The sequence below is a fragment of the Variovorax sp. 05T418 genome, from assembly GCF_056396385.1.
The window spans coordinates 152,051-174,394 of record NZ_JBFTLJ010000008.1 but is presented as its reverse complement, the minus strand read 5'-3'; the positions used below and the strand labels follow the sequence as shown (position 1 = coordinate 174,394).

Genomic DNA, 22,344 nt, shown 5'->3' with positions numbered 1-22,344 from the left:
CCGGCGCAATCAGACCACGGCGCCGGCGTTCGGGTCGTCCTCGGAGCCGCCGTCGCGCTTGGCCGGGCCGCCCTTGATCAGGTCTTCGCGCTTGATGCCCAGCCACATGGCAATGGCCGCCGCCACGAAGCAGGACGAGTAGATGCCAAAGCAGATGCCGATGGTCAGCGCCAGCGCAAAGTAGTGCAGCGTCGGGCCGCCGAAGAAGAACATCGAGAGCACCACCAGCTGCGTCGAGCCGTGCGTAATGATGGTGCGGCTGATGGTCGAGGTGATCGCGTTGTCGATGATCTCGACGGTGTTCATCTTGCGGTAGCGCCGGAAGTTCTCGCGCACCCGGTCGAAGATCACGACCGATTCGTTGACCGAGTAGCCCAGCACCGCCAGCACCGCCGCCAGCACCGCGAGCGAGAACTCCCACTGGAAGAAGGCGAAGAAGCCCAGGATGATGACCACGTCGTGCAGGTTGGCGAGCACGGTGGCAAGCGCAAACTTCCATTCGAAGCGGATCGCCAGGTAGATCATGATGCCCACCACCACCATGCCGAGCGCCTTGAGCCCGTTGGTGGTGAGCTCCTCGCCGACCTGCGGGCCGACCACCTCGATGCCGCGCTGCGTGGCCGAGGGATCGACCGACTTGAGCGCCTGCATGACCTGCGCGCTCTGCTGGTCGGAGCTCATGCCCTTTTGCGCGGGCAGGCGGATCTGCACGTCGCGCGAGGTACCGTAGCTCTGCACCTGCACGTCGGGGTAGCCGAGCTTGCCGATGGCCTCGCGCACCTTGCCGATGTCGGCGGACTGCTGGTAGGCCACCTCCATCACGGTGCCGCCCGTGAACTCCACCGACAGGTGCAGCCCGCGGTGCAGCAGGAAGAACACCGCCAGCGCGAAGGTGACGAAGGAGACGATGTTCAGCACCAGCGCGTGGCGCATGAACGGGATGGTCTTGTGGATGCGGAAGAATTCCATGGCGCTTGTCCTTGACCTTTACTTGCCTTCAGCCACGGCAGTGCCGTCGGTCTTGGGGCGCCAGACCGTGCCGATCGACACCGTCTTGAGCTTCTTCTTCTGGCCGTACCAGAAGTTCACGAGGCCGCGCGAGAAGAACACGGCGGAGAACATCGAGGTGACGATGCCGATGCAGTGCACCACCGCGAAGCCGCGCACCGGCCCCGAGCCGAAGGCCAGCAGCGCGATGCCCGCGATCAGCGTGGTCACGTTGGAGTCGAGGATCGTGCCCCAGGCGCGGTCGTAGCCGGCGTGGATGGCCGCCTGCGGCGAGGCGCCGTTGCGCAGCTCCTCGCGCACGCGCTCGTTGATCAGCACGTTGGAGTCGATGGCCACGCCGATGGCCAGCGCCATGGCCGCGATGCCCGGCAGCGTGAGCGTGGCCTGCAGCATCGAGAGAATGGCCACCAGCAGCATCAGGTTGACGGCCAGCGCGATCGACGAGAACAGGCCGAACAGCGCGTAGTAGGCGCACATGAACACCATGATGGCCAGGAAGCCATACATCACGCTCTTGAAGCCCTTCTCGATGTTGTCGGCGCCCAGGCTCGGGCCGATGGTGCGTTCCTGGATGATCTCCATCGGCGCGGCCAGCGAGCCGGCGCGCAGCAGCAGCGCGAGGTCGGCGGCTTCGGCCACGGTCATCGAGCCGGAAATCTGGAAGCGGTTGCCGAGTTCGCCGTTGATCGACGGGGCCGTGAGCACTTCGCCCTTGCCCTTCTCGAAGATCAGCATGGCCATGCGCTTCTTGTAGTTCTCGCGGCTCACGTCGCGCATGATGCGGCCGCCCTTGGCGTCCATGGTCAGGTCGACCTTGGGCTGGTTGCTCTGCTGGTCGAAGCCGGGCTGCGCGTCGGTGAGGTTCTCGCCGGTGACCAGCACCTGCTTCTTCACGATCACCGGGCGGCCGTTGCGCTCGAGGAATTTCTCGGAGCCGAAGGGCACCGGCCCGCCGCTCAGCTCGGCCGCGCGGCCTTCGGCGCTTTCGTCGACCAGGCGCATCTCGAGCGTGGCGGTGCGCCCCAGGATGTCCTTGGCCTTGGCCGTGTCCTGCACGCCGGGCAGCTGCACCACGATGCGGTCCAGGCCCTGCTGCTGGATCACGGGCTCGGCCACGCCGAGTTCGTTGATCCGGTTGTGCAGCGTGGTGATGTTCTGCTTGAGCGCCGCGTCCTGCAGCCGGCGCGCGGCTTCGGGCTTGATGGTGGCCACCAGGCGCCAGTTGCTGCCGTCCTGGCTGTCGGTGGTGGCGAGGTCCTGGAACTGATCCTGGATCAGGCGCTTGGCCGCTTCGAGCGCGGCCGCGTCGCGGAAGGAAACCTCGATGGCCTGGCCGTTGCGGTTCACCGAGGTGCCGCGGATGCCCTTGTCGCGGAAGGTGGTGCGCAGGTCGCTCGCGAAGGATTCGGCCTTCTTGTCGATGGCGCCCTTCATGTCGACCTGCAGCAGGAAGTCGACGCCGCCGCGCAGGTCCAGGCCCAGGTACATCGGGAACGCATGCAGCGCCGTGAGCCAGGCCGGCGAGCGCGAGACCAGGTTCAGCGCCACCACGTAGGGCGGATCGGCCGGATCGGGCACCAGCGTGCGCTGCAGCGTGTCGCGCGCCTTGAGCTGCTCGTCGGGCGTGGCGAAGCGCGCGCGCAGCGAGCCGCCCTCGAGCGTGAGCAGGTCGGGCGCGAGCCCGGCCGCCTTGAGCGCCTCCTCGACCCGGCTCTGGGTGGCAGCGTCGACCTTGACGGTGGACTTGGCCGCGGACACCTGCACGGCAGGCGCCTCGCCGAAGAAGTTCGGCAGGGAATAGATCAACCCCACAAGCAGCACGATCACGATGATCGCGTACTTCCAGACCGGATAACGGTTCATGAGCGGGCGCTTTTCACAAACTTATTAAAGATGGGACACAGGCGTGACTTGAGGCCATGCGCCGCAAAGCGCAAGGCCGAGCCGCGCGTTGATTGCTGGGCTTACTGCTTGACGGCGCCCTTGGGCAGGACCTGGACCACAGCGCTGCGCTGGATCTTGATCTCCACGCCATTGGCGATTTCGAGGCCAAGGTACTGGTCGCCGAGCGAGGTGATCTTGCCGAGCACGCCGCCGGCCGTGGCCACTTCGTCGCCCTTGGCCAGCGCCTCGATCATGGCGCGCGCTTCCTTCTGGCGCTTCATTTGCGGGCGGATCATCACGAAATACAGCACCACGAACATCAGCACCAGGGGCAGCATGCTGCCCAGCGAGGACAGCATGTCGCCGCCGCCGGAAGCTGCGGGTGCGGTTTGGGCGAAAGCAGAGGAAATGAACAAGAGAGTCTCCAGCAGAGAGAAGAGAGGAATGTCAGAAGCGCGGATCGGGCCCGCGGTTCCGCGGCCCCGTGGAAAAGGCCGCGAGTCAGAGCTTGGGGCGGCGTCGGCCGCGCGCAGCAGCGGGCATTGTATTCGTGGCAATGCCCCGCTCCGCGCGCTTATCCGGCGCGCGGGGCAGGGCTTTCCATGGGCTGCGGCTGCGCGTCTTTTGCTAGCTTTTCAGGAGCAAGCGCGCGGTGCGGCCGGCCGTGCCAGGCCGGCCTCCGGAAAAATCACGCGGCGGCGCGCTGCGCCTCTTGCGGGTTGCGCCACTTGGCGAGCAGCTCGCTCCAGCGGCTGCGGGCCGCGGCAAGGTTGCGCTCCTTCACATGGCCGTAGCCGCGGATCTGCTCGGGCAGGCTCGCGATCTCCAGCGCCAGCGCATGGTTCTCGGCGCGAAGGCCAGCAATCACTTCCTCGATGCTCGCGCGGTACTCGCCGATGAGCGCGCGCTCGGTCCTGCGCTCTTCGGTGCGGCCGAAGATGTCCAACGCCGTGCCGCGCAGGCCCTTGAGCCGGGCCAGCAGCCGGAAGCCGGAGAGCATCCAGGGGCCGAACTTCTGCTTCTGCAGCTGGCCCTTGGCGTTCTTCCTGGCAATGATGGGCGGCGCGAGGTGGTAGTTGAGCTTGAAGTCCTTGCCCACCTCACCCTCGAACATGCCCTCGACGCGGGCGAGGAAGCTGCGGTCGGTGTGCAGCCGCGCCACCTCGTATTCGTCCTTGTAGGCCATGAGCTTGAACAGGTAGCGCGCCACCGTCTCGGCCAGCGCGCTCTTGCCGAGCGCCGATTCGGCCTGCCGGACCTTGTCCACGAACTGCCGGTATTCCTCGGCATAGGCCGCGTTCTGGTAGCCCGCGAGGAATTCGACCCGGCGCGCCACCAGGCTTTCGACGGTTTCGCGCTTCTTGAACTCGATCACCTGGCCCGGGCGCAGGCGCTTTTGCAGCTCGTCCGGACGGACGGCCGCCTGGCGGCCCCAGGCGAAGGCGGCCTTGTTGTTCTCGACCGCCACCGCATTGAGCTCGATGGCGCGCAGCAGCGACTCGAGCGCCAGCGGGATCCAGCCCTTTTGCCAGGCAAAGCCCAGCAGCATCGGGTTGGCATAGAGGCTGTCGCCCATCAGCGCGGTGGCCGCGGCGTCGGCGTCGAAGGTGCCGAGCGCATCGGCGCCGATGGCACGTGCGATCTGGCTGGCGCAGTCGTCCTGCGGGTTCACCCAGTTGGCGTTGCGCACGAAGGCGGCGGTGGGCGTGCTGTGCGTGTTGAGCGCCACGTGCGTGCGCCCCTCGCGCATGCGCGCCAGGGTTTCGGCGTTGACGGCCACCAGCGGATCGGCCGCCAAAATAAGGTCGGCCGCGGCGGTGCCCACGCGCGTGGTGCGGATCGCGTCCTGCGACTGGCCGATCAGCGCATGGCTCCAGGTGGCGCCGCCCTTTTGCGCGAGGCCGGCCGCGTCCTGCGTGACGATGCCCTTGCCCTCGATGTGCGCCGCCATGCCGAGCAGCTGGCCGATGGTGATGACGCCCGTGCCGCCGACGCCGGCCACCACGATGCCCCACACCTGGTCCTGCGCCAGCACCGGCACGGCCGGATCGGGCAGCGGGCCGAGTGCGAGCGGCGAATCGGCCTTGTCCCTGGCCTTCTTCTTGAGCTGCCCGCCCTCGACCGTGACGAAGCTGGGGCAGAAGCCCTTCAGGCAGCTCATGTCCTTGTTGCAGCTGCTCTGGTTGATGGTGCGCTTGCGGCCGAACTCGGTTTCCAGCGGCTCGACCGACAGGCAGTTGCTCTGCACGCTGCAGTCGCCGCAGCCTTCGCAGACCAGCTCGTTGATGACCACGCGCTTGGCCGGATCGACGGCCGTGCCCCGCTTGCGGCGGCGGCGCTTCTCGGTGGCGCAGGTCTGGTCGTAGATGATGGCCGTGGTGCCGGCGATCTCGCGGAATTCGCGCTGGACCTCGTCGAGCAGGTCGCGGTGCTTGACCGCCACATGGTCGCCCGGGATGTTCACGCCCTCGTACTTCTCGGGCTCGTCGGTCACGATGACGACCTTCTTGGCGCCCTCGGCATGCAGGCTCTCGGCGATCTGCAGCACCGAGTGGCCCTCGGGCCGCTCGCCGACCTGCTGGCCGCCGGTCATGGCGACGGCGTCGTTGTAGAGGATCTTGTAGGTGATGTTCACGCCCGCGGCGATGCTCTGGCGGATGGCGAGCAGGCCGCTGTGGAAGTAAGTGCCGTCGCCCAGGTTCGCGAAGATGTGTTGGTCGGTGGTGAAGGGCTGCTGGCCGACCCACGGCACGCCCTCGCCGCCCATCTGCGTGAAGCCGATGGTGGAGCGGTCCATCCAGGTCGCCATGAAGTGGCAGCCGATGCCGCCCATCGCGCGCGAGCCCTCGGGCACCACGGTGCTGGTGTTGTGCGGGCAACCCGAGCAGAACCAGGGCTGGCGGTCGGCGCCCTGCACGCCGCCCACCTTGAGCACTTCCATCGAGCGCTCCTTGGCTTCGAGGATGGCCATCTGGGCGTCGATGCGCGCGCGCATGTCGGCGCCGGCCTGCTCCAGGATGCCGAGCTTGTTCAGGCGCTGCGCAATCGCCTTGGCGATCAGCGCCGGGTTCAGGTCGGCATTGGCGCGCAGCAGCGTGTTGGCGGTGGGGTTGGGCATGGCCCATTCGCCGCCGGAGAAATCGCCGTCGAGCTCGTTGAACTTGCCGAGCACGGTGGGGCGCACGTCGGCGCGCCAGTTGTAGAGCTCTTCCTTCAGCTGGTATTCGATGACCTGGCGCTTTTCCTCGACCACCAGGATCTCCTGCAGGCCGGTGGCGAAGTCGCGCGTGAGCTGCGCCTCCAGCGGCCACACCACGCCCACCTTGTGCAGCCGGATGCCCAGCTGGCGGCAGGTGGCGTCGTCCAGGCCCAGGTCGATCAGCGCCTGGCGGGTGTCGTTGTAGGCCTTGCCGCTGGCCATGATGCCGAAGCGGTCGTTCGGGCCCTCGATCACGTTGTGGTTCAGGCGGTTGGCGCGGATGTAGGCGAGCGCCGCATACCACTTGTAGTGCATGAGCCGCGCCTCCTGCTCGAGCGCGTGGTCAGGCCAGCGGATGTGCAGGCCACCGGGCGGCATCTGGAAATCGGTGGGGATGACGATCTCGACGCGGTCCGGGTCGATCATGGCCGTGGCGCTCGACTCGACGATTTCCTGGATCGTCTTCATGCCCGACCAGATGCCCGAGAAGCGGCTCATCGCAAAGGCGTGGATGCCCAGGTCCAGAATTTCCTGCACGTTGGCCGGAAAGAACACCGGCGTGCCGCAGGCCTTGAAGATGTGGTCGCTCTGGTGCGCGGCCGTGCTGCTCTTGGAGATGTGGTCGTCGCCCGCGACCGCGATCACGCCGCCCCACTCGGTGGTGCCTGCCATGTTGGCGTGCTTGAAGACGTCGGAGCAGCGGTCCACGCCCGGGCCCTTGCCATACCAGATGCCGAAGACGCCGTCGAACCGGTTGGTGCCCGCGGGCGAGAAGCCCAGCTGCTGGGTGCCCCAGAGCGCGGTGGCGGCGAGCTCTTCGTTCACGCCGGGCTGGAAGACGATGTTCTGTTCCTTCAGGAACTTGCTGGCCTTCCATAGCGCCTGGTCGTAGCCGCCGAGCGGGGAGCCGCGGTAGCCGCTGATGAAGCCCGCGGTGTTCTTGCCGGCCTGCTTGTCGCGCAGGCGCTGCAGCATCGGCAGCTTGACCAGCGCCTGCACCCCGCTCATGAAGGCACGGCCGTAGTCGAGGCTGTATTTGTCGTCGAGCGTGACGGTTTCCAGCGCGCGGCGAATGTGCTCGGGCAGCGGTGCGTTCATGTTTGTCTGTCTCCGTGTGGCAGGGCCTTTTGGGCCTGGCTGATGGGTGTGGGTCTGTGCCCGGGTAGGGCGCGAGCCCATGATCACGCAAAGTGTATGCCGGGGTGCGCGACAGGTGTTTGCGTTCTGTGCCCCAAAAAACCGGCTTCCAGGAAGAATCTTGCTTAATATCGCCATCCATGGAAAGCATTGATAAGTTCGACCTCGCAATCCTGCAAGAACTGCAGGCCGACGGCCGCCTCACCAACGCCGAGCTTGCGCAGCGCGTGGGGCTCTCGGCCGCGCCCTGCTGGCGCCGCGTGCGCGCGCTGGAGGAGGCCGGCTTCATCAAGGGCTACCACGCCGAGATCGACCGCCACAAGATAGGGCTGGGCGTGCTCGCTTTCGTGCGCGTGGACACCGAGCGCGTCACCAACGATGCAACGCTGAAACTGGAGGACGCGATCCGCAAGCTGCCCGAGGTGGTGGCCTGCCACTACATCAGCGGCACCGGCACCTTCGAGCTGCAGGTGGTGGCGCAGGACCTGGACAGCTTCTCGGCCTTCGCGCGCCAGCACCTCATGAACCTGCCGAATGTGAAGGACCTGCACACCAGCTTCTCGCTGGGCGAGGTGAAGGCCAGCAGCGCATGGCCGCTCGGGCACCTGGCGCCCTAGAATTCCCGCCCACCCCACAGACACATCCCGCCGTCCGGCGGAACAAAGAGGAAGAGGTCCCCGCATGAACTCCATCCGCCGCGCCCTGGCGCTCGGCCTTGCCGCCGCCACGCTCGCCTTCGGCGCCCAGGCCCAGAACCGCGAACTCATCGTGGCCTCCAGCGCCACCTACGCGCCCTTCGCCTTCGAGAACAAGGACAAGCAGATCGTCGGCTTCGACATCGACATCATCAACGCCATTGCCAGGCAGCAGGGCCTGAAGATCAAGGTGGTCAACACGCCGTTCACCGGCATCTTCGGCGCGCTCAACAACGGCGATGTCGACCTCGTGATCTCGGGCGTCACCATCAACGAGAAGCGCAAGCAGAGCTACGACTTCACGCCGCCCTACTTCGCGGCGCGCCAGCTGATCGCGCTGCCCAAGGGCAGCACGGTGGCCTCGCTGAAGGACCTGGCGGGCAAGAAGATTGCCGTGGTGAGCGCCTCCACGGCCGACGACATCGCCTCGCGCGAGTTCGGCAAGACCAGCCCCAACATCCGCCGCTTCGAGAGCACGCCGCTCATCATTTCCGAGCTGGCCGGCGGCGGCGTCGATGCCGCCATGGGCGACAACGGCGTGATCGCCTACCGCGTGGCGCAGAACCCCGAGCTCAAGACGCTCGACGACAAGTCCTTCCCCGAGGAAGGCTTCGGCATCGTCGTGAAGAAGGGCGACAAGGCGCTGCTCGACAAGCTCACGGCCGGCCTGGCCGCGATCCGCGCGGACGGCAGCTACGCCGCCATCTACAAGAAGTGGTTCAACAAGGACCCGAACGCCCGATGAGCGCACACTGCACGACCGCGCGAAAGCCCTAGATGGAGCAGCCGATCCTCTTGTTCGGATGGTTCCGCTGGGACATCCTGGTCGAATACAGGGACCTGTTCTGGCAGGGCGCCTGGATGACGCTGCGCATGACGGTGGTCTGCGTGCTGCTGGGTTCGAGCTGGGGCCTGTGCCTGGCGCTCGCGCGGCTCGCCCGGCCGCGCCATGCGCCCTGGAGCTGGGTCGCGCGCTTCTTCCTGCGCTGGCCGGCCACGGTGTACGTGAGCTTCTTCCGCGGCACGCCTTTGTTCGTGCAGATCCTGCTGATCCACTTTGCGGTGATGCCGGTGTTCATCCATCCGGCGACCGGCCTCCTGATCAGCGGCGACCTGGCGCGCGAGCTCAAGCAGGAGCACGGCGCGCTGATCTCCGGCGTGGTGGCGCTCACGCTCAATTCGGCGGCCTACATCTCGGAGGTGTTCCGCGCCGGCATCCAGTCGATCTCGCGCGGGCAGTTCGATGCCGGCCGCTCGATCGGCTTCACGCCGCTGCAGGTCATGCGCTACGTGGTGCTGCCGCAGGCCTTCAGGCGCATGCTGCCGCCTCTCGGCAACAACGCGATCGCGCTGCTGAAAGACACCTCGCTGGTCTCGGCCATCGGCCTGGCCGAGCTGGCCTATGCGGCGCGCACGGTGGCCGGTGCCTATGCGCGCTACTGGGAGCCGTACCTCGCGATCTCGGTGGTGTACTGGGTGATGACGCTCGTGCTCACGACGATGCTGCGGCGGCTCGAACACCGCCTGGCGCGCAGCGACAGGGGATAGGCACAATCGGGCGACATGCCGCCGATTTCGCCCGAAGAAACACCCATTCCCCCCGCCCGGCCGCAGCCGCCGAAGTTCGCGGCGCTCGAGCCGCTCAAGCTGCCCGTGTTCCGCATGCTGTGGAGCACCTGGCTCATCGCCAACATCTGCATGTGGATGAACGACGTGGCGGCGGCATGGATGATGACCTCGCTGACCACCTCGCCGATCTGGGTGGCGCTGGTGCAGTCGGCCTCCACCCTGCCGGTGTTCCTGCTGGGCCTGCCCAGCGGCGCGCTGGCCGACATCCTGGACCGCCGGCGCTGGCTGGTGGCCACGCAGTTCTGGCTGGCGGGCACGGCCATCGTGCTGTGCGCGGCCATTGCCATGGACCTGATGACCGCGCCGCTCTTGCTGGCGCTCACCTTTGCCAACGGCATCGGGCTGGCGCTGCGCTGGCCGGTGTTCTCGGCCATCGTGCCCGAGCTGGTGCCGCGGCCGCAATTGCCGGCGGCGCTGGGCCTGAACGGCATTGCGATGAACGCCTCGCGCATCATCGGCCCGCTCACGGCCGGCATGCTGATCGCCAGCGCGGGCAGCGTCTGGGTGTTTGCGCTCAACGCGGTGCTGTCGGTGGCCTCGGGCTTCGTGGTGCTGCGCTGGCGGCGCGAGCACACGCCCAATCCGCTGGGCCGCGAGAAGCTCATCAGCGCGATGCGCGTGGGCGTGCAGTTCGTCTGGCAATCGCAGCGCATGCGCGCGGTGCTCTCGCGCATCACGATCTTCTTCTTCCACTCCACCGCGCTGCTCGCGCTGCTGCCGCTCTTGGCACGCAACCTCAAGGGCGGCGGCGCGGCCACCTTCACGCTGCTGCTCGCGGCCATGGGCGCGGGCGCGATCATCGCGGTGCTGTTCCTGCCGCGGCTGCGCCAGGCGCTCGGGCGCGACCAGCTGGTGCTGCGCGGCACGGTGCTGCAGTCGCTCGCCACCGCGGTGATGGCCTTCGCACCCAACGCCTGGGTGGCGGTGCCCGCGATGTTCTTCGGCGGCATGGCGTGGATCACGGTGGCCAACTCGCTCTCGGTCTCGGCGCAGCTCGCGCTGCCCGACTGGGTGCGCGCGCGCGGCATGTCGACCTACCAGATGGCGATCATGGGCGCGAGCGCGATCGGCGCGGCGCTCTGGGGCCAGGTGGCCACCGTCACCGACCTGCGCTCCAGCCTCGAGGTCGCCGCCGTGAGCGGCACCCTGCTGATGCTGGCGGCGCTGCGCTGGGTCACCGACGTCTCGGGCGAGGAAGCCGACATGAGCCCGGCGCGGGCCGGCTGGGCCGCGGGCCCGCCGGCGGAAACGCCGGAAGAAAACGGCCGCGTGGTCATCACCATCGAATACATGATCGACCCCGCGCGCGCGGCCGCCTTCCACCTGGTGATGCACCAGACCCGGCGCGCGCGCCTGGGCCAGGGCGCCATCGGCTGGGAACTGCTGCACGACATCGCGGAGCCGGGCCGCTACCTGGAAGAGATCGTGGACGAAAGCTGGACCGACCACCTGCGCCGCTTCAACCGCGCCACGGCCGCCGACATGGCGCTGCGCGAGCGGCGGCTGGCCTTCCACATCGGCGAATCGCCGCCGGTGGTGACGCGCTACGTGGTGAAGCGCTGAGCGGCCTGCAGCGCCTTCAGTGGAAGAACAACAGCCGCGTCAGGAAGGTGTGGTCGGCCTCCGCCGCCATCAGGCCGACCAGCACCAGCAGGCACAGCGGCGGCACCAGGATGGCATAGACCAGCGACAGCCGCTCCCAGGCCATGTGCATGAAGACCGCGACGATCAGCCCCGCCTTCAGCAGCATGAAGGTGATGATCAGCGTCCAGCGCAGGTAGCCCTGGAAATGGAAATAGTCGACCAGGTAGGACATCGTGCTGAGCACGAACAGCAGCCCCCAGATCTTGAGATAGAGGCTGATCGGATGCTGCTGGCCGGTGACGGGGTTCATGGTCTTCTTCCTCCTTCTCACCAGAGATAGAACAGCGCAAAGATGAACACCCACACCAGGTCCACGAAGTGCCAGTACAGGCCGGCAATCTCGACGATCTGGTAGTTGCCGGACTTGTCGTAGTCGCCGCGCATCAGCTTGAAGGCCACGGTGAACAGGAAGACCACGCCGGCCGACACGTGCAGTCCATGGAAGCCCGTGATCATGAAGAAGGCCGAGCCGAACTGCGCCGCGCCCATCGGGTTGCCCCAGGGCCGCACGCCCTCCTCGAGGATCAGCTTGGACCACTCGAAGGCCTGCATGCCGACGAAGATTTCGCCGCAGGTCGCGGTCACGAGCATCAGCGTGGCGGCGTTCACGCGGTCGCGGCGGTAGGCGAAATTGACGGCCATCGCCATCGTGCCGCTGCTGCTGATGAGCACGAAGGTCATGATCGCGATCAGCAGCAGCGGGATGTCGGCGCCCCCCACATGGAGCGCGAATACCTCGCTCGGGTTGGGCCACGGCACGGTGGTCGAGGCGCGCACCGTCATGTAGCCGGTCAGGAAGCAGCTGAAGACGAAGGTGTCGCTGAGCAGGAAGATCCACATCATCGCCTTGCCCCACGAGACGTGGAACGCCTGGCGATCGGAGGACCAGTCGGCGACCAGCCCGCGCCAGCCGGTGGCGGCGATGGCCTGCGGGTTCAGCGGCGCAGCAGCGGCGGTTGCGGTGTGGTTCATGGGACGCCTCCTCAGGATGTGCCGCAGATGAAGCGCGCCACCTCCGGCGTCACCCAGCCCAGCAGCGCGAACAGCACCAGCCACACCGCCAGCATGAAGTGCCAGTAGCGCGCGCACAGCGCGATGCGCCAGGCGGAGCGGGCCGGATCGGGCCAGGCAGCGTGCGCCGTCCAGGCCCAGCCGACCAGCCCACCCATCAGGTGGAGCCCGTGCATGGCCGTCAGCAGGTAGAAGAAGCTGCCCGCCGGATTGCCGGCCGGCATCACCTGCGCGCTCAGCAGCGCCTGCCAGGCCCACAGCTGCACGGCCAGGAAGCCGAATGCGAAGAGACCCCCCGCCAGCAGCAGGCGACGCGCCCGCATCGGGCCGGGACCGCGTGGTGCGCCGCTGGCGCGTTGCAGCGCCACGCTGCCCGCCACCAGCAGCGCCGTGCTGAGCCAGAGCTGCCACGGCAGCGCGATGGTCATCGCATCGCCGCCGCTCATGCGCATCACATAGGCCACGATGAAGAGGGAGAACAGCGCGGTGGCCACGCCCATGAAGACCCACAGGCCGATGCCGGCCGCGCTCGCATGCGGATCGCGGGCGCGGCCAGGGCCGCGGCCGGCACCGCGGATGCCCAAAGCGGCTCCTGAAATCATGCCGGTGCTCCCCGGACCTCGCTCTGGCCCTCCGGCTCGGGCTCCCCGGGCCCGGCTTCCGGCGGCGCGTTCTGCGCGATGAAATCCTCCGCCGCATCCGGCTCCCCATAGGCATAGGCCCACCGGTAGACCACCGGCAGCCGCGGTCCCCAGTTGCCGTGGCCCGGCGGCGTGGCGGGCGTCTGCCATTCGAGCGAGGCGGCGCGCCATGGATTGGCGTCGGCCGGCCGGCCGCGCCACGCGCTCCAGGCAAGATTGGCAATGAACAGCAACTGCGCCACGCCGACGATCAGCGCAACCACGGTGATGAAGGTGTTCAGGCTGAACGCCGAGGGCGGAATGAACGCATAGCCGTCGAAGTTGTAGTAGCGCCGCGGCATGCCCAGCACGCCCAGGTAGTGCATCGGAAAATAGATCAGGTAGGTGCCGAGGAAGGTGATCCAGAAATGCAGCCGGCCGAGCCGGTCGTCGAGCATGCGGCCGGTGACCTTGGGGAACCAGTGGTAGATGCCGCCGAACACCACCAGGAGCGGCGCCACGCCCATCACCATGTGGAAGTGCGCCACCACGAAGTACGTGCCCGACAGCGGAATGTCCACGCTCACGTTGCCGAGGAACAGGCCCGTGAGCCCGCCGATGAGGAAAGTGCACAGGAAGGCCAGCGCGAACAGCATCGGCACCGTCAGGTGGATGTCGCCGCGCCACAGCGTCAGGATCCAGTTGTAGACCTTGATCGCGGTGGGCACCGCGATGATCAGCGTGGTGGTCGCGAAGAAGAAGCCGAAGTACGGGTTCATGCCGCTCACGAACATGTGGTGCGCCCACACCACCACGCTGAGCGCGCCGATGGCCACGATGGCCCACACCATCATGCGGTAGCCGAAGATGCACTTGCGCGCGTGCACGCTGATCAGGTCCGAGACGATGCCGAAGGCCGGCAGCGCGACGATGTAGACCTCGGGATGGCCGAAGAACCAGAACAGGTGCTGGAACAGCAGCGGGCTGCCGCCCTTGTAGCCGGTCACCTGGCCCATCGACACCAGCGCCGGCATGAAGAAGCTGGTGCCCAGCGTCCGGTCGAGCAGCAGCATCACGCCGCTCACGAACAGCGCCGGAAAACCGAGCAGCGCGAGGATGGTGGCCACGAAGATGCCCCACACCGTGAGCGGCATGCGCAGCAGCGTCATGCCTTCGCAGCGCGCCTGCAGCACGGTGGTCACGTAGTTGAGGCCGCCCATCGTCGTTGCCACGATGAAGATGAGCAGCGACACCAGCATCAGCACGATGCCGCCCGCATGGCCCGGCGTGCCGGGCAGGATCGACTGCGGCGGATACAGCGTCCAGCCCGCGCCGGTGGGTCCGCCCGCGACGAAGAAGCTCGCCATCAGCACCGCCACCGACAGCAGGTAGACCCAGAAGCTCAGCATGTTGAGGTAGGGAAACACCATGTCCCGCGCGCCCACCATCAGCGGGATCAGGTAGTTGCCGAAGCCGCCGAGGAACAGCGCCGTGAGCAGGTAGATCACCATGATCATCCCGTGCATGGTCACGAACTGGTAGTAGCGCTCGGCGTTGATGAACTCGAACTGGCCCGGAAAGCCGAGCTGCAGCCGCATCAGGTTGGACAGCACCACGCCCACCACGCCCACTGCGATGGCGGTGCAGGCGTACTGCACGGCGATCACCTTGTGGTCCTGGCTCCAGACGTAGCGGGCCAGGAAGCTCTGCGGCGCGGGGTGGTCGCCGCCGTCGGCGTGGGACGAGTTCATCGCGCAGCCTTCTGTTCGGCGGCAGCCTGCGCCGGCGGGCTGCCCAGACTCTGGATATAGGCCACCAGCGCGGCCAGTTCTTCATCGCTCAACTCGATCTTCGGCATGACCGGCGGGAAGCCCTTCACCTGGCGGGCCTGCGGATCGCGGATGAAGCTGCGCAGATAGGCTTCGTCGACCAGCGCGGTGCTGCCGTCCGCCATGGTTTCGGTCTTGCCGTGCAGGCCCTTCCAGGTCGGCCCCACGCGCGCGCTGCCGTCGACCGTGTGGCAGGCCACGCAGCCCTTGCTGTCCGCCAGCGCGCGCCCCTGCTGGACGCGTGCATCGCCGCCGGCCGCCGCGGCGCCGGCCGGGGGCTCGGGCGCCTTGGCCTGCGACTTGGCGAAGGTCGGCAGCGCCGCGTGCCAGGCCTGGTAGGCCGCCGGGTCTTCCACCACCACGTAGCCGCGCATGTTGGGATGGCCCACGCCGCACAGCTGCGCGCACAGCGCTTCGTAGCGGCCCGCGACGGCCGGCGTGAACCAGAAGCGGCTGACCTGTCCCGGCACCATGTTCATCCGCGCGCGGAAGTTCGGCACGAAGAAGTCGTGCAGCACGTCGTTCGAACGCATCAGCACCAGCACCGGCTTGCCGAGCGGCAGGTGCACCTCGTTGCCGGCGATCAGGAGGTCGTCCTGGCCGGCGCGGTCGGCGGGGTCGATGCCGAACGGATTGGTGGCGCTGACAAAGCGCGCATCGGTCGCGCCCAGCTTGCCGTCCTCGCCCGGGAAGCGGAAGCGCCATTGCCATTGCTGGCCCAGCACCTCGAGCACGAGGGCGTCGCGGGGCTCCCTGACATAGTTCGCGTACACCACGAGGCCGGGCGCCAGCAGCGCCATGATGCCAACGGTGGTGCCGCCGATCAGCCAGCGCTCGAGCTTCCTGTTCTCGGGCTCATGCGCCGCGCGGCGTCCCTCGCGGTGGCGAAAGCGCACCAGCATGTAGGCGACGAACACGTTGATGGCAATGAAGAAGATCCCCGTGATCAGCAGCGTGATGGACAGGGTGTCGTCCATCGGCTGCCAGTTCGACGCAAGGGGCGTCGTCCACCACGGATTGAAGACGTGGAACAGCACCGAGCCGAGCACGATGAGCAGCAGGGCGACGGCCATGGTCATGTGCGCTCCTGCGGCTCGGCATGGTTTCCGGGCTCATGCGCGCGCTTCAGGGAAAGGCCGGGACTTGCGGCTCTTCGCCCTCGAACCGGGCTTCGGGATGCGCGGAGCGCAGCAGCGCCTCGATGTCCCGCACGCGCGAACGCGGCAGGTCCACCATCAGCAGGATCTGCCCCTGCGCGATGGCGCCCTCGAAACGTTGCAGCCTGGGGCTCGGGATCGAAATGCCGATCATGCTGGCCGACCAGGCGCCGACCACGCCGCCCAGCAGGGCCACCAGCACCGCCACTTCCCATTCGGGGCCGTCGCCGAAAATCGGGAACAGCAGCGCGGCCACGAGGCCGACGACGATGCCGCAGGCACTGCCGACCACCCACCCGGTCTTGGCTGCGTGGACGAGGTCCGAGGTCTGCCACACGTTGGCCGCATGGAGCCCGGCCATGTCCATGCCTTCCGGTCCGGCGAAATGAATGTGCGCGGCGTCGACGCGTGCCCACACCAGATCGTCCATTGCCCGCCTGGCGCTCGCCAGGTCCGGCATCAGCCAGTAGATGCGCCTCTTCATAGCGCCCCCTTTCGTCTTGCGACGAGTCAAGGAACCATGGATGACTTATATGCCCATGGAAGGCCGCCATCAAGTGGCCGCCGCATTTCACGCGGCAGCGGCATGGGGGTTATTGCCGAGCCATCTTTTTTTGACCGATTGGATAATTTAACTCATCATCCCGCCCCTGTTGCCCGCCATCACGAGGTACGCCACGATGAACCCGCACCCCCTGCGCAGCCGCTTCTGGTCCGACCTGACCAGCGAAGAGTTCTCCCGCCTGGACCGCGAACGGCTGATCGCCGTGCTGCCGGTGGGCGCGACCGAGCAGCACGGCCCCCACCTGCCGATGTCGACCGACACCGCCACCATCGACGGCATGGTCCGCGCCACGCTCCCGCACCTGCCGGGCGACCTGCCGGTGCTCTTCCTGCCCACCGTGGCCTACGGCAAGAGCAACGAGCATTCGCGCTACCCGGGCACGCTCACCGTCTCGGCCACCACGCTGATCGCGCTGTGGAAGGACATCGGCGCCTGCGTGGCGAAGGCCGGCGTGCGCAAGCTGGTGCTCTACAACAGCCACGGCGGGCAGATGAGCGTGATGGACATCGTGGCGCGCGACCTGCGCGAGGAACACGGCATGATGGTCGTGGCCGCCAACTGGTACACGCTGGGCCTGCCCGAGGGGCTCTTCACCGCGCACGAGGGCAAGCACGGCATCCATGCCGGCGACCTGGAAAGCTCGGTCATGCTGCACCTCGCGCCGAACGACGTGCGTCCCGACCAGTTCCGCAACTTCCGCTCGATGACCGAAGACCTCGCCGCCGAGAACCAATTCCTCTCGATCACGCCCAGCGGCAAGCTCGGCTGGCAGATGCACGACATCAACCCCGCGGGCGCGGCCGGCGACGCCACGCGCGCCACCGCCGAGAAGGGCGCCGCGGTGCTCGACCACGTGGGGCGGCGCTTCGTGGAGCTGCTGCAGGAGGTGGACCGCTTCCCGCTGTCGCGCCTCGCCAACGAACCTGCCTGGCGCTAGGCTCGCACCCACCATGGAAAGCCTCGCGACCTCTTCTTCGCCGCTGGTCAGCCTGCGTCATGTCAGCAAGCGCTTTGCCAACGGCACGCTCGCGCTGCAGGGCATGACGCTGGACATCGGCGAGCACGACTTCATCAGCTTTCTCGGCCCCTCGGGCTGCGGCAAGAGCACCGCGCTCAGGCTGATCGCCGGCCTGACCCGGCTCAGCTCGGGCGAGATGCAGTGGTCCGGCGCCAACACCGGCAAGACGCAGAGCGACCGCGACCTGGGCTTCGTGTTCCAGGAGCCCACGCTCATGCCCTGGGCCAAGGTGTTCGACAACGTCTGGCTGCCGCTCAAGCTCGCGGGCCAGAGCCGCGATGCGGCCGCGCCGGTGGTGCAGCAGGCGCTCGAGATGGTCGGCCTCTCGCGCTTTGCGGGCGTGTACCCGCGCGAGCTTTCGGGCGGCATGAAGATGCGCGTGTCGATCGCGCGCGCGCTGGTCACGCATCCGCGCCTCTTGCTGATGGACGAGCCCTTTGCCGCGCTCGACGAGATGACGCGCATCAAGCTCAACAACGACCTGCTCGCGATCTGGCGCGAGCACCGTTTCTCGGTGGTGTTCGTCACCCACAGCGTGTATGAGTCGGTGTACCTCTCGAACCGCATCGTGGTGATGGCCGCGCGCCCGGGCCGCGTGATCGACGAGATCCGCATCGACGAGCCCTATCCGCGCGGCGAGGAATTCCGCACCTCGAGCCGCTACAACGCGCACTGCACCGCCGTGTCGCAATCCCTGCATGGAGCCCTGCATGGCGTCGACATCGATCACTGATGAGCCCGCCGCGCTCGCGGACGCGGACACGGCGCCCTCCGAGGCCGCGCTGCGCGCACACGAAGACGGCTTGCGCCGGCGCGAGTCGATGCTGCGCATCGCGGTGCCCGCGGGCATCGTCATTGCGCTGCTGCTGGCCTGGGAATGGATGGTGCGCGCCAACAACATCCCGCACTACATCCTGCCCGCGCCTTCGCTCATTCTTCGCACGCTGTTCGACAACTGGGGCTCGCTCTCCAGCGCGCTGTGGTTCACGGTGAAGCTCACGCTGCTCGCGCTCGGCGCGGCCATCGTGGGCGGCGTGCTGCTGGCCATTGCCTTCGCGCTCTTCAAGTGGGTGGAGATCGGCCTGTTCCCGATCGCCGTGATCCTGCAGGTGACGCCGATCATCGCGATCGCGCCGCTGATACTGATCTACGTGTCGAGCACCACCGCGGCGCTCCTGCTGTGCGCGTGGATCGTGGCCTTCTTCCCGATCCTGTCGAACACCGTCATCGGCCTGAAAAGCGCCGACAGCAACCTGCGCGACCTGTTCCAGCTCTACAAGGCCTCGCCGTGGCAGACCTTCCGCTACCTGCTCGCGCCGAGCGCGCTGCCCTACTTCATGGCGGGCCTGAAGATCGCGGGCGGCCTGAGCCTGATCGGTGCGGTGGTGGCGGAGTTCACGGCCGGCACCGCGGGCAAGGAGACGGGGCTGGCTTCGCGCATCCTCGAATCGAGCTTCCGCACCGAGATCCCGATGATGTTCGCGGCGCTGCTGCTGGTGTCCCTGCTCGGCATCGTGATCTTCATCGTGTTCGCGGCACTGTCGCGTCTCGTGCTCGGCCACTGGCATGAAAGCGAGATGCGCCGTGAACGCTAGGGCCATGCACGCCGCCACCGACTGGGAGGCCGTGCGCGCCGATCTGCGCGGGCTCAACCTGATCACCGCGCCGGCCCAGCGCAAGCAGCTGTCCAAGGACTTCTACTGGTACAGCCCCATCCTCAGCGCGCAGCTCGCGGGCTGCGTGGCCGATCTCGTCGTCAAGGTCAGCACCGAGGACGACGTGCGCCAGGCGGCCGCCGTAGCCGCCAAGTGGAAGCTGCCGCTCACCGTGCGCGCCGGCGGCACCGGCAACTACGGCCAGTGCGTGCCGCTCGAAGGCGGCATCGTGCTCGACGTGACGCAGATGTGCCGCGTGCTCGACATCCAGGAGGGCCGCATCCGCGTGGAGGCCGGCGCGCGCATGCACGACATCGACCTTGCGGCGCGCGAAACCGGCCAGGCGCTGCGCATGTGGCCCTCGACCTGGCACGTGGCCACCATCGGCGGCTTCATCGCGGGCGGCTTCGGCGGCATCGGCTCGTTCCGCCACGGCATCCTGCGCGACCCCGGCAACCTGCTGCGCGCGCGCGTGATGACGGTGGAGCGCGAGCCGCGCATCATCGAGCTGCACGGCGACGAGATCCAGCAGGTGCACCACGCCTACGGCACCAATGGCGTGATCCTCGACGTGGAAGTGGCGCTGAGTCCGGCGGTCGAGTGGGTGCACTGCACGGTGCTGTTCGAGACGTACCGCGGCGCGCTCGATTTCGGCATTGCGGCGCAGGCGCCGACGCTCGACATCTTTTTGCTCTCCACGGTCGAAGCGCGCTTCTCGCCCTACTACACGGCGATGCGCGACCGCTTTCCTTCTGACCGGCATGCGGCCTTCACCATGGTCTCGCCGGAGTCGATGGAAGAATTCCGCGTACTGGCCGCCGCGCATGGCGGCACCCTCTCGGTTGCCGGCACCGAGCCCGAGCTGCTCGCCGAGGGCCTTCCGCCCGCCTATGAATGCGCGTTCAACCACACGACGCTGCAGGCGCTCAAGGCCGACCGCGGCTGGACCTACCTGCAGGTGGCCTACGCCCAGCCCTTCGACCCGGCGGTGGTCGAGCGCCATCTGCAAATCTTCGGCGACGAGGTGCTGCAGCACCAGGACTTCGCGCGCGCCGGCGGCGAATGCGGCACCTTCGGCATCCTGCTGGTGCGCTGGAAGGGCGAAGCCCACCAGTACGAGGTGATCCGCGAGATCGAGTCGCAGGGCGGCTGCAAGATCTTCAATCCGCATGTCGTGACCATCGAGGACGGCGGCATGAAGACCATCGACACGCAGCAGATCGAGTTCAAGAAGCGCAGCGATCCGATGGGGCTCATGAACCCCGGCAAGACGCGCGGCTGGACTTCCGAGATGGCTGTCGAGCGTTGAAATGAAGCGTTGTCTTGTTATCCGTTTGGTTGGCTTCGAGGGCTGCTTGCTGTTCAGGGCGCGCTCCCGCCGACGGGGGACATTCGCGGAGGGGAGTACCCGGTGGCCTGTGCACGCGCCCCGAACAACAGCGCTTGCCATCGAACAATGGCAAGCTGACATGAAAATATCCCGTCGAATTCACACCAGGAGTCCACTGCCATGCACGTTCCCGCTCTGACCATCCGTCCGCTTGCCCTAGCCCTCGCCCTCGCGGCTGCTGCCTTCGCCGCACAGGCGCAGGAAAAAGTGGTGTTCGCCACCAACTGGAAGGCGCAGGCCGGCCACGGCGGCTTCTACCAGGCGCTGGTGGACGGCACCTACAAGAAGTACGGCCTCGACGTCGACATCCAGCAGGGCGGACCCATGGTCAACAACCGGCCCATGCTGCCGGCCGGCAAGATCGACTTCCTCATGACCGGCAACCTGCTGCAGTCCTTCGACAACGTGAAGAACGGCGTGCCCACCGTCGTGGTCGCGGCCTTCTTCCAGAAAGACCCGCAGGCCATGTTCGCGCATCCGGGACAGGGCTTCGACACCTTCAAGGACATGGCCAAGGCGCCCGTGGCCTTCATCGGCAAGGACGGCCAGTTCAGCTTCTGGCAGTGGATGAAGTCGGAACACGGCTTCAAGGATTCGCAGCTCAAGCCCTACACATTCAACGTGGGCCCGTTCCTCGCGGACAAGAAATCCATCCAGCAGGGCTACGCCATCTCCGAGCCGCTTTCCATCAAGGCCCAGGCCGGCTTCGACCCGGTGGTGCAGCTGCTGGCCGACAACGGCTTCTCGACCTACTCGACCACCATCGAAACGCGGGCCGACCTCGTCAAGACCAAGCCCGAGACCGTGCGCAAGTTCGTCGAGGCCTCGATCATCGGCTGGAACAACTACCTCTACGGCGACAACAAGGCCGCCAACGAGATGATCGCCAAGATCAACCCCGACTCGCCCGTCGCCGCGTCCCAAGGCTCCATCGAGCTCATGAAGAAGATGGGCATCGTCGACAGCGGCGAATCGCTCGCCAAGGGCATCGGCGCAATGGACGAGGCCCGCGTGAAGGACTTCTACGACAAGATGGTGAAGGCCGGCCTCTACAAGCCGGGCGAAGTCGACCTCTCGAAGGTCGTGACCACGCAGTTCGTCAACAAGGGCGTCGGTCTCGACATCCGCAAGAAGCTCGCTGGAAAGTAGGCGCGCCGATTTTTTTCTCCCGTGGGCCGCGCGGGGCTTGCGCCGGGGTCAGATGCCGGCGCCTGGGTTGCCATAAGGCACTGCGCGGCTCTTCATTCCCTGGGCTCTGACCCCGTCTCGCCGAACCGGCGAACCGGCCCTCCTCATGAAAACGCTCGTCGTCCACTGCCATCCGAACCCTGACAGCTTCAACCACGCGCTCTACCGCACCGCGCTCGAGGCCCTCGAGCCGCGGCACCCCGTCAAGGCCATCGACCTCTACGCCGAAGGCTTCGAGCCCACGCTGACGCGCGAAGAGCGCATCGCCTACCTCGACAACCCCGAACTGATCCGCGAACGCGTCAAACCGCACGTCGAAGCGCTGCTGTGGGCAGAGCACCTGGTGTTCGTCTATCCCACCTGGTTCCATGGGCCGCCGTCGATGCTCAAGGGCTGGCTCGAGCGCGTGTGGCTGCCGGGCGTGGCCTTCCTGCCGGCAGAGCGCAAGGGACAGCTCGCGAGGTCGGGCATGCGGCACATCCGGCGGCTGACGGTGGTGACCACGGGCGGCTCGCCGCGCTGGTTCGTGATGCTCATCGGCGACCCGGGCCGGCGGCTCTTCACGCGCGCGCTGCGGGCGCTGTTCGCATGGCGCTGCAAGGTCACGTGGCTGCAGCTGCACGACATGAACGCCGTCACCGCGCGCGACCGCAGCCATTTCATCGAACGCGTTGCGCGCAAGCTGCAGAGCATCTAGCAGGACAGAGGAGACAGA

At 67.3% G+C, this 22,344-nt stretch carries 20 protein-coding genes; 10 read left to right on the top strand and 10 right to left on the bottom strand.

Translation table 11 applies throughout. The annotated features are described in order from the left end of the window. Positions 1 to 9: 9 nt before the first annotated feature. The 4 genes from secF to AC1DMS_RS17905 form a co-directional block, all read right to left on the bottom strand. Positions 10 to 969, bottom strand: a complete 960-nt coding sequence (gene secF, locus AC1DMS_RS17920) for a protein translocase subunit SecF (RefSeq protein ID WP_015867857.1) — start codon at positions 967 to 969, stop codon at positions 10 to 12. Positions 970 to 987: 18 nt separating this feature from the next. Next, positions 988 to 2,871, bottom strand: coding sequence for a protein translocase subunit SecD (gene secD / locus AC1DMS_RS17915; protein WP_015867858.1), 1,884 nt, complete (start codon positions 2,869 to 2,871; stop codon positions 988 to 990). Positions 2,872 to 2,972: 101 nt separating this feature from the next. After that, complete coding sequence (gene yajC, locus AC1DMS_RS17910; protein WP_018905224.1) at positions 2,973 to 3,308, bottom strand: preprotein translocase subunit YajC; 336 nt, start codon at positions 3,306 to 3,308, stop codon at positions 2,973 to 2,975. Positions 3,309 to 3,580: 272 nt separating this feature from the next. Beyond that, complete coding sequence (locus AC1DMS_RS17905; RefSeq protein WP_478181548.1) at positions 3,581 to 7,189, bottom strand: indolepyruvate ferredoxin oxidoreductase family protein; 3,609 nt, start codon at positions 7,187 to 7,189, stop codon at positions 3,581 to 3,583. A gap of 179 nt (positions 7,190 to 7,368) precedes the next feature. Between AC1DMS_RS17905 and AC1DMS_RS17900 the strand changes: the two genes are divergently transcribed. The 4 genes from AC1DMS_RS17900 to AC1DMS_RS17885 all read left to right on the top strand — a co-directional run bounded on the left by AC1DMS_RS17900 (position 7,369) and on the right by AC1DMS_RS17885 (position 11,115). Next, positions 7,369 to 7,845, top strand: a complete 477-nt coding sequence (locus AC1DMS_RS17900; protein ID WP_278878677.1) for an Lrp/AsnC family transcriptional regulator — start codon at positions 7,369 to 7,371, stop codon at positions 7,843 to 7,845. 64 nt (positions 7,846 to 7,909) lie between these two features. Beyond that, entirely contained in the window at positions 7,910 to 8,668 is a 759-nt protein-coding gene (locus tag AC1DMS_RS17895) for a basic amino acid ABC transporter substrate-binding protein (protein ID WP_015867862.1), read from the top strand. Between the two features lie 32 nt (positions 8,669 to 8,700). Further along, positions 8,701 to 9,471 carry an amino acid ABC transporter permease gene (locus tag AC1DMS_RS17890; protein WP_015867863.1) on the top strand — a complete coding sequence of 257 codons (771 nt, stop codon included), beginning with the start codon at positions 8,701 to 8,703 and terminating at the stop codon, positions 9,469 to 9,471. 15 nt (positions 9,472 to 9,486) lie between these two features. Next, positions 9,487 to 11,115 (top strand): MFS transporter, encoded by a 1,629-nt coding sequence (locus AC1DMS_RS17885; protein ID WP_369663780.1) that lies wholly within the window; start codon positions 9,487 to 9,489, stop codon positions 11,113 to 11,115. A gap of 16 nt (positions 11,116 to 11,131) precedes the next feature. Here the strand turns inward: AC1DMS_RS17885 and AC1DMS_RS17880 are convergent, their stop codons facing one another. From AC1DMS_RS17880 to AC1DMS_RS17855, 6 genes are read right to left on the bottom strand one after another with little or no spacing between them, the layout of a single operon-like run. After that, entirely contained in the window at positions 11,132 to 11,446 is a 315-nt protein-coding gene (locus AC1DMS_RS17880; RefSeq protein ID WP_478181547.1) for a cytochrome C oxidase subunit IV family protein, read from the bottom strand. Between the two features lie 17 nt (positions 11,447 to 11,463). Beyond that, on the bottom strand, positions 11,464 to 12,168 hold the full coding sequence (locus AC1DMS_RS17875) for a heme-copper oxidase subunit III family protein (RefSeq protein WP_015867866.1): 705 nt from the start codon (positions 12,166 to 12,168) through the stop codon (positions 11,464 to 11,466). An 11-nt stretch (positions 12,169 to 12,179) separates the two neighbouring features. After that, positions 12,180 to 12,809, bottom strand: a complete 630-nt coding sequence (locus tag AC1DMS_RS17870) for a cytochrome c oxidase subunit 3 family protein (RefSeq protein WP_478181546.1) — start codon at positions 12,807 to 12,809, stop codon at positions 12,180 to 12,182. Further along, entirely contained in the window at positions 12,806 to 14,578 is a 1,773-nt protein-coding gene (gene ctaD, locus AC1DMS_RS17865) for a cytochrome c oxidase subunit I (RefSeq protein ID WP_478181545.1), read from the bottom strand. The genes AC1DMS_RS17870 and ctaD overlap by 4 nt, the downstream gene beginning before the upstream one ends. Then, positions 14,575 to 15,735 carry a cytochrome c oxidase subunit II gene (locus AC1DMS_RS17860; protein ID WP_478181544.1) on the bottom strand — a complete coding sequence of 387 codons (1,161 nt, stop codon included), beginning with the start codon at positions 15,733 to 15,735 and terminating at the stop codon, positions 14,575 to 14,577. Before AC1DMS_RS17860 ends, ctaD begins: the two co-directional genes overlap by 4 nt. A 46-nt stretch (positions 15,736 to 15,781) precedes the next feature. Beyond that, on the bottom strand, positions 15,782 to 16,297 hold the full coding sequence (locus AC1DMS_RS17855; RefSeq protein WP_478080910.1) for a DUF1269 domain-containing protein: 516 nt from the start codon (positions 16,295 to 16,297) through the stop codon (positions 15,782 to 15,784). A 196-nt stretch (positions 16,298 to 16,493) separates the two neighbouring features. Here AC1DMS_RS17855 and AC1DMS_RS17850 point away from each other — a divergent pair, with 196 nt between their 5' ends. The 6 genes from AC1DMS_RS17850 to AC1DMS_RS17825 all read left to right on the top strand — a co-directional run bounded on the left by AC1DMS_RS17850 (position 16,494) and on the right by AC1DMS_RS17825 (position 22,326). Next, on the top strand, positions 16,494 to 17,315 hold the full coding sequence (locus AC1DMS_RS17850) for a creatininase family protein (RefSeq protein ID WP_018905237.1): 822 nt from the start codon (positions 16,494 to 16,496) through the stop codon (positions 17,313 to 17,315). Positions 17,316 to 17,328: 13 nt separating this feature from the next. After that, positions 17,329 to 18,129: an ABC transporter ATP-binding protein gene (locus tag AC1DMS_RS17845; RefSeq protein ID WP_478080909.1), complete on the top strand. Its 801-nt coding sequence runs from the start codon at positions 17,329 to 17,331 to the stop codon at positions 18,127 to 18,129. Continuing rightward, a complete protein-coding gene (locus AC1DMS_RS17840; RefSeq protein WP_015867873.1) occupies positions 18,107 to 18,991 on the top strand; it encodes an ABC transporter permease in 885 nt (294 codons plus the stop codon). Before AC1DMS_RS17845 ends, AC1DMS_RS17840 begins: the two co-directional genes overlap by 23 nt. A gap of 4 nt (positions 18,992 to 18,995) precedes the next feature. Further along, the gene (locus tag AC1DMS_RS17835) at positions 18,996 to 20,360 is read left to right on the top strand and encodes an FAD-binding oxidoreductase (protein ID WP_478080908.1); all 1,365 of its coding nucleotides are present in this window, start codon (positions 18,996 to 18,998) and stop codon (positions 20,358 to 20,360) included. Positions 20,361 to 20,561: 201 nt separating this feature from the next. Beyond that, positions 20,562 to 21,590: an ABC transporter substrate-binding protein gene (locus AC1DMS_RS17830; RefSeq protein ID WP_015867875.1), complete on the top strand. Its 1,029-nt coding sequence runs from the start codon at positions 20,562 to 20,564 to the stop codon at positions 21,588 to 21,590. Positions 21,591 to 21,735: 145 nt separating this feature from the next. Beyond that, positions 21,736 to 22,326 carry an NAD(P)H-dependent oxidoreductase gene (locus AC1DMS_RS17825; RefSeq protein WP_015867876.1) on the top strand — a complete coding sequence of 197 codons (591 nt, stop codon included), beginning with the start codon at positions 21,736 to 21,738 and terminating at the stop codon, positions 22,324 to 22,326. Positions 22,327 to 22,344 lie beyond the last annotated feature (18 nt).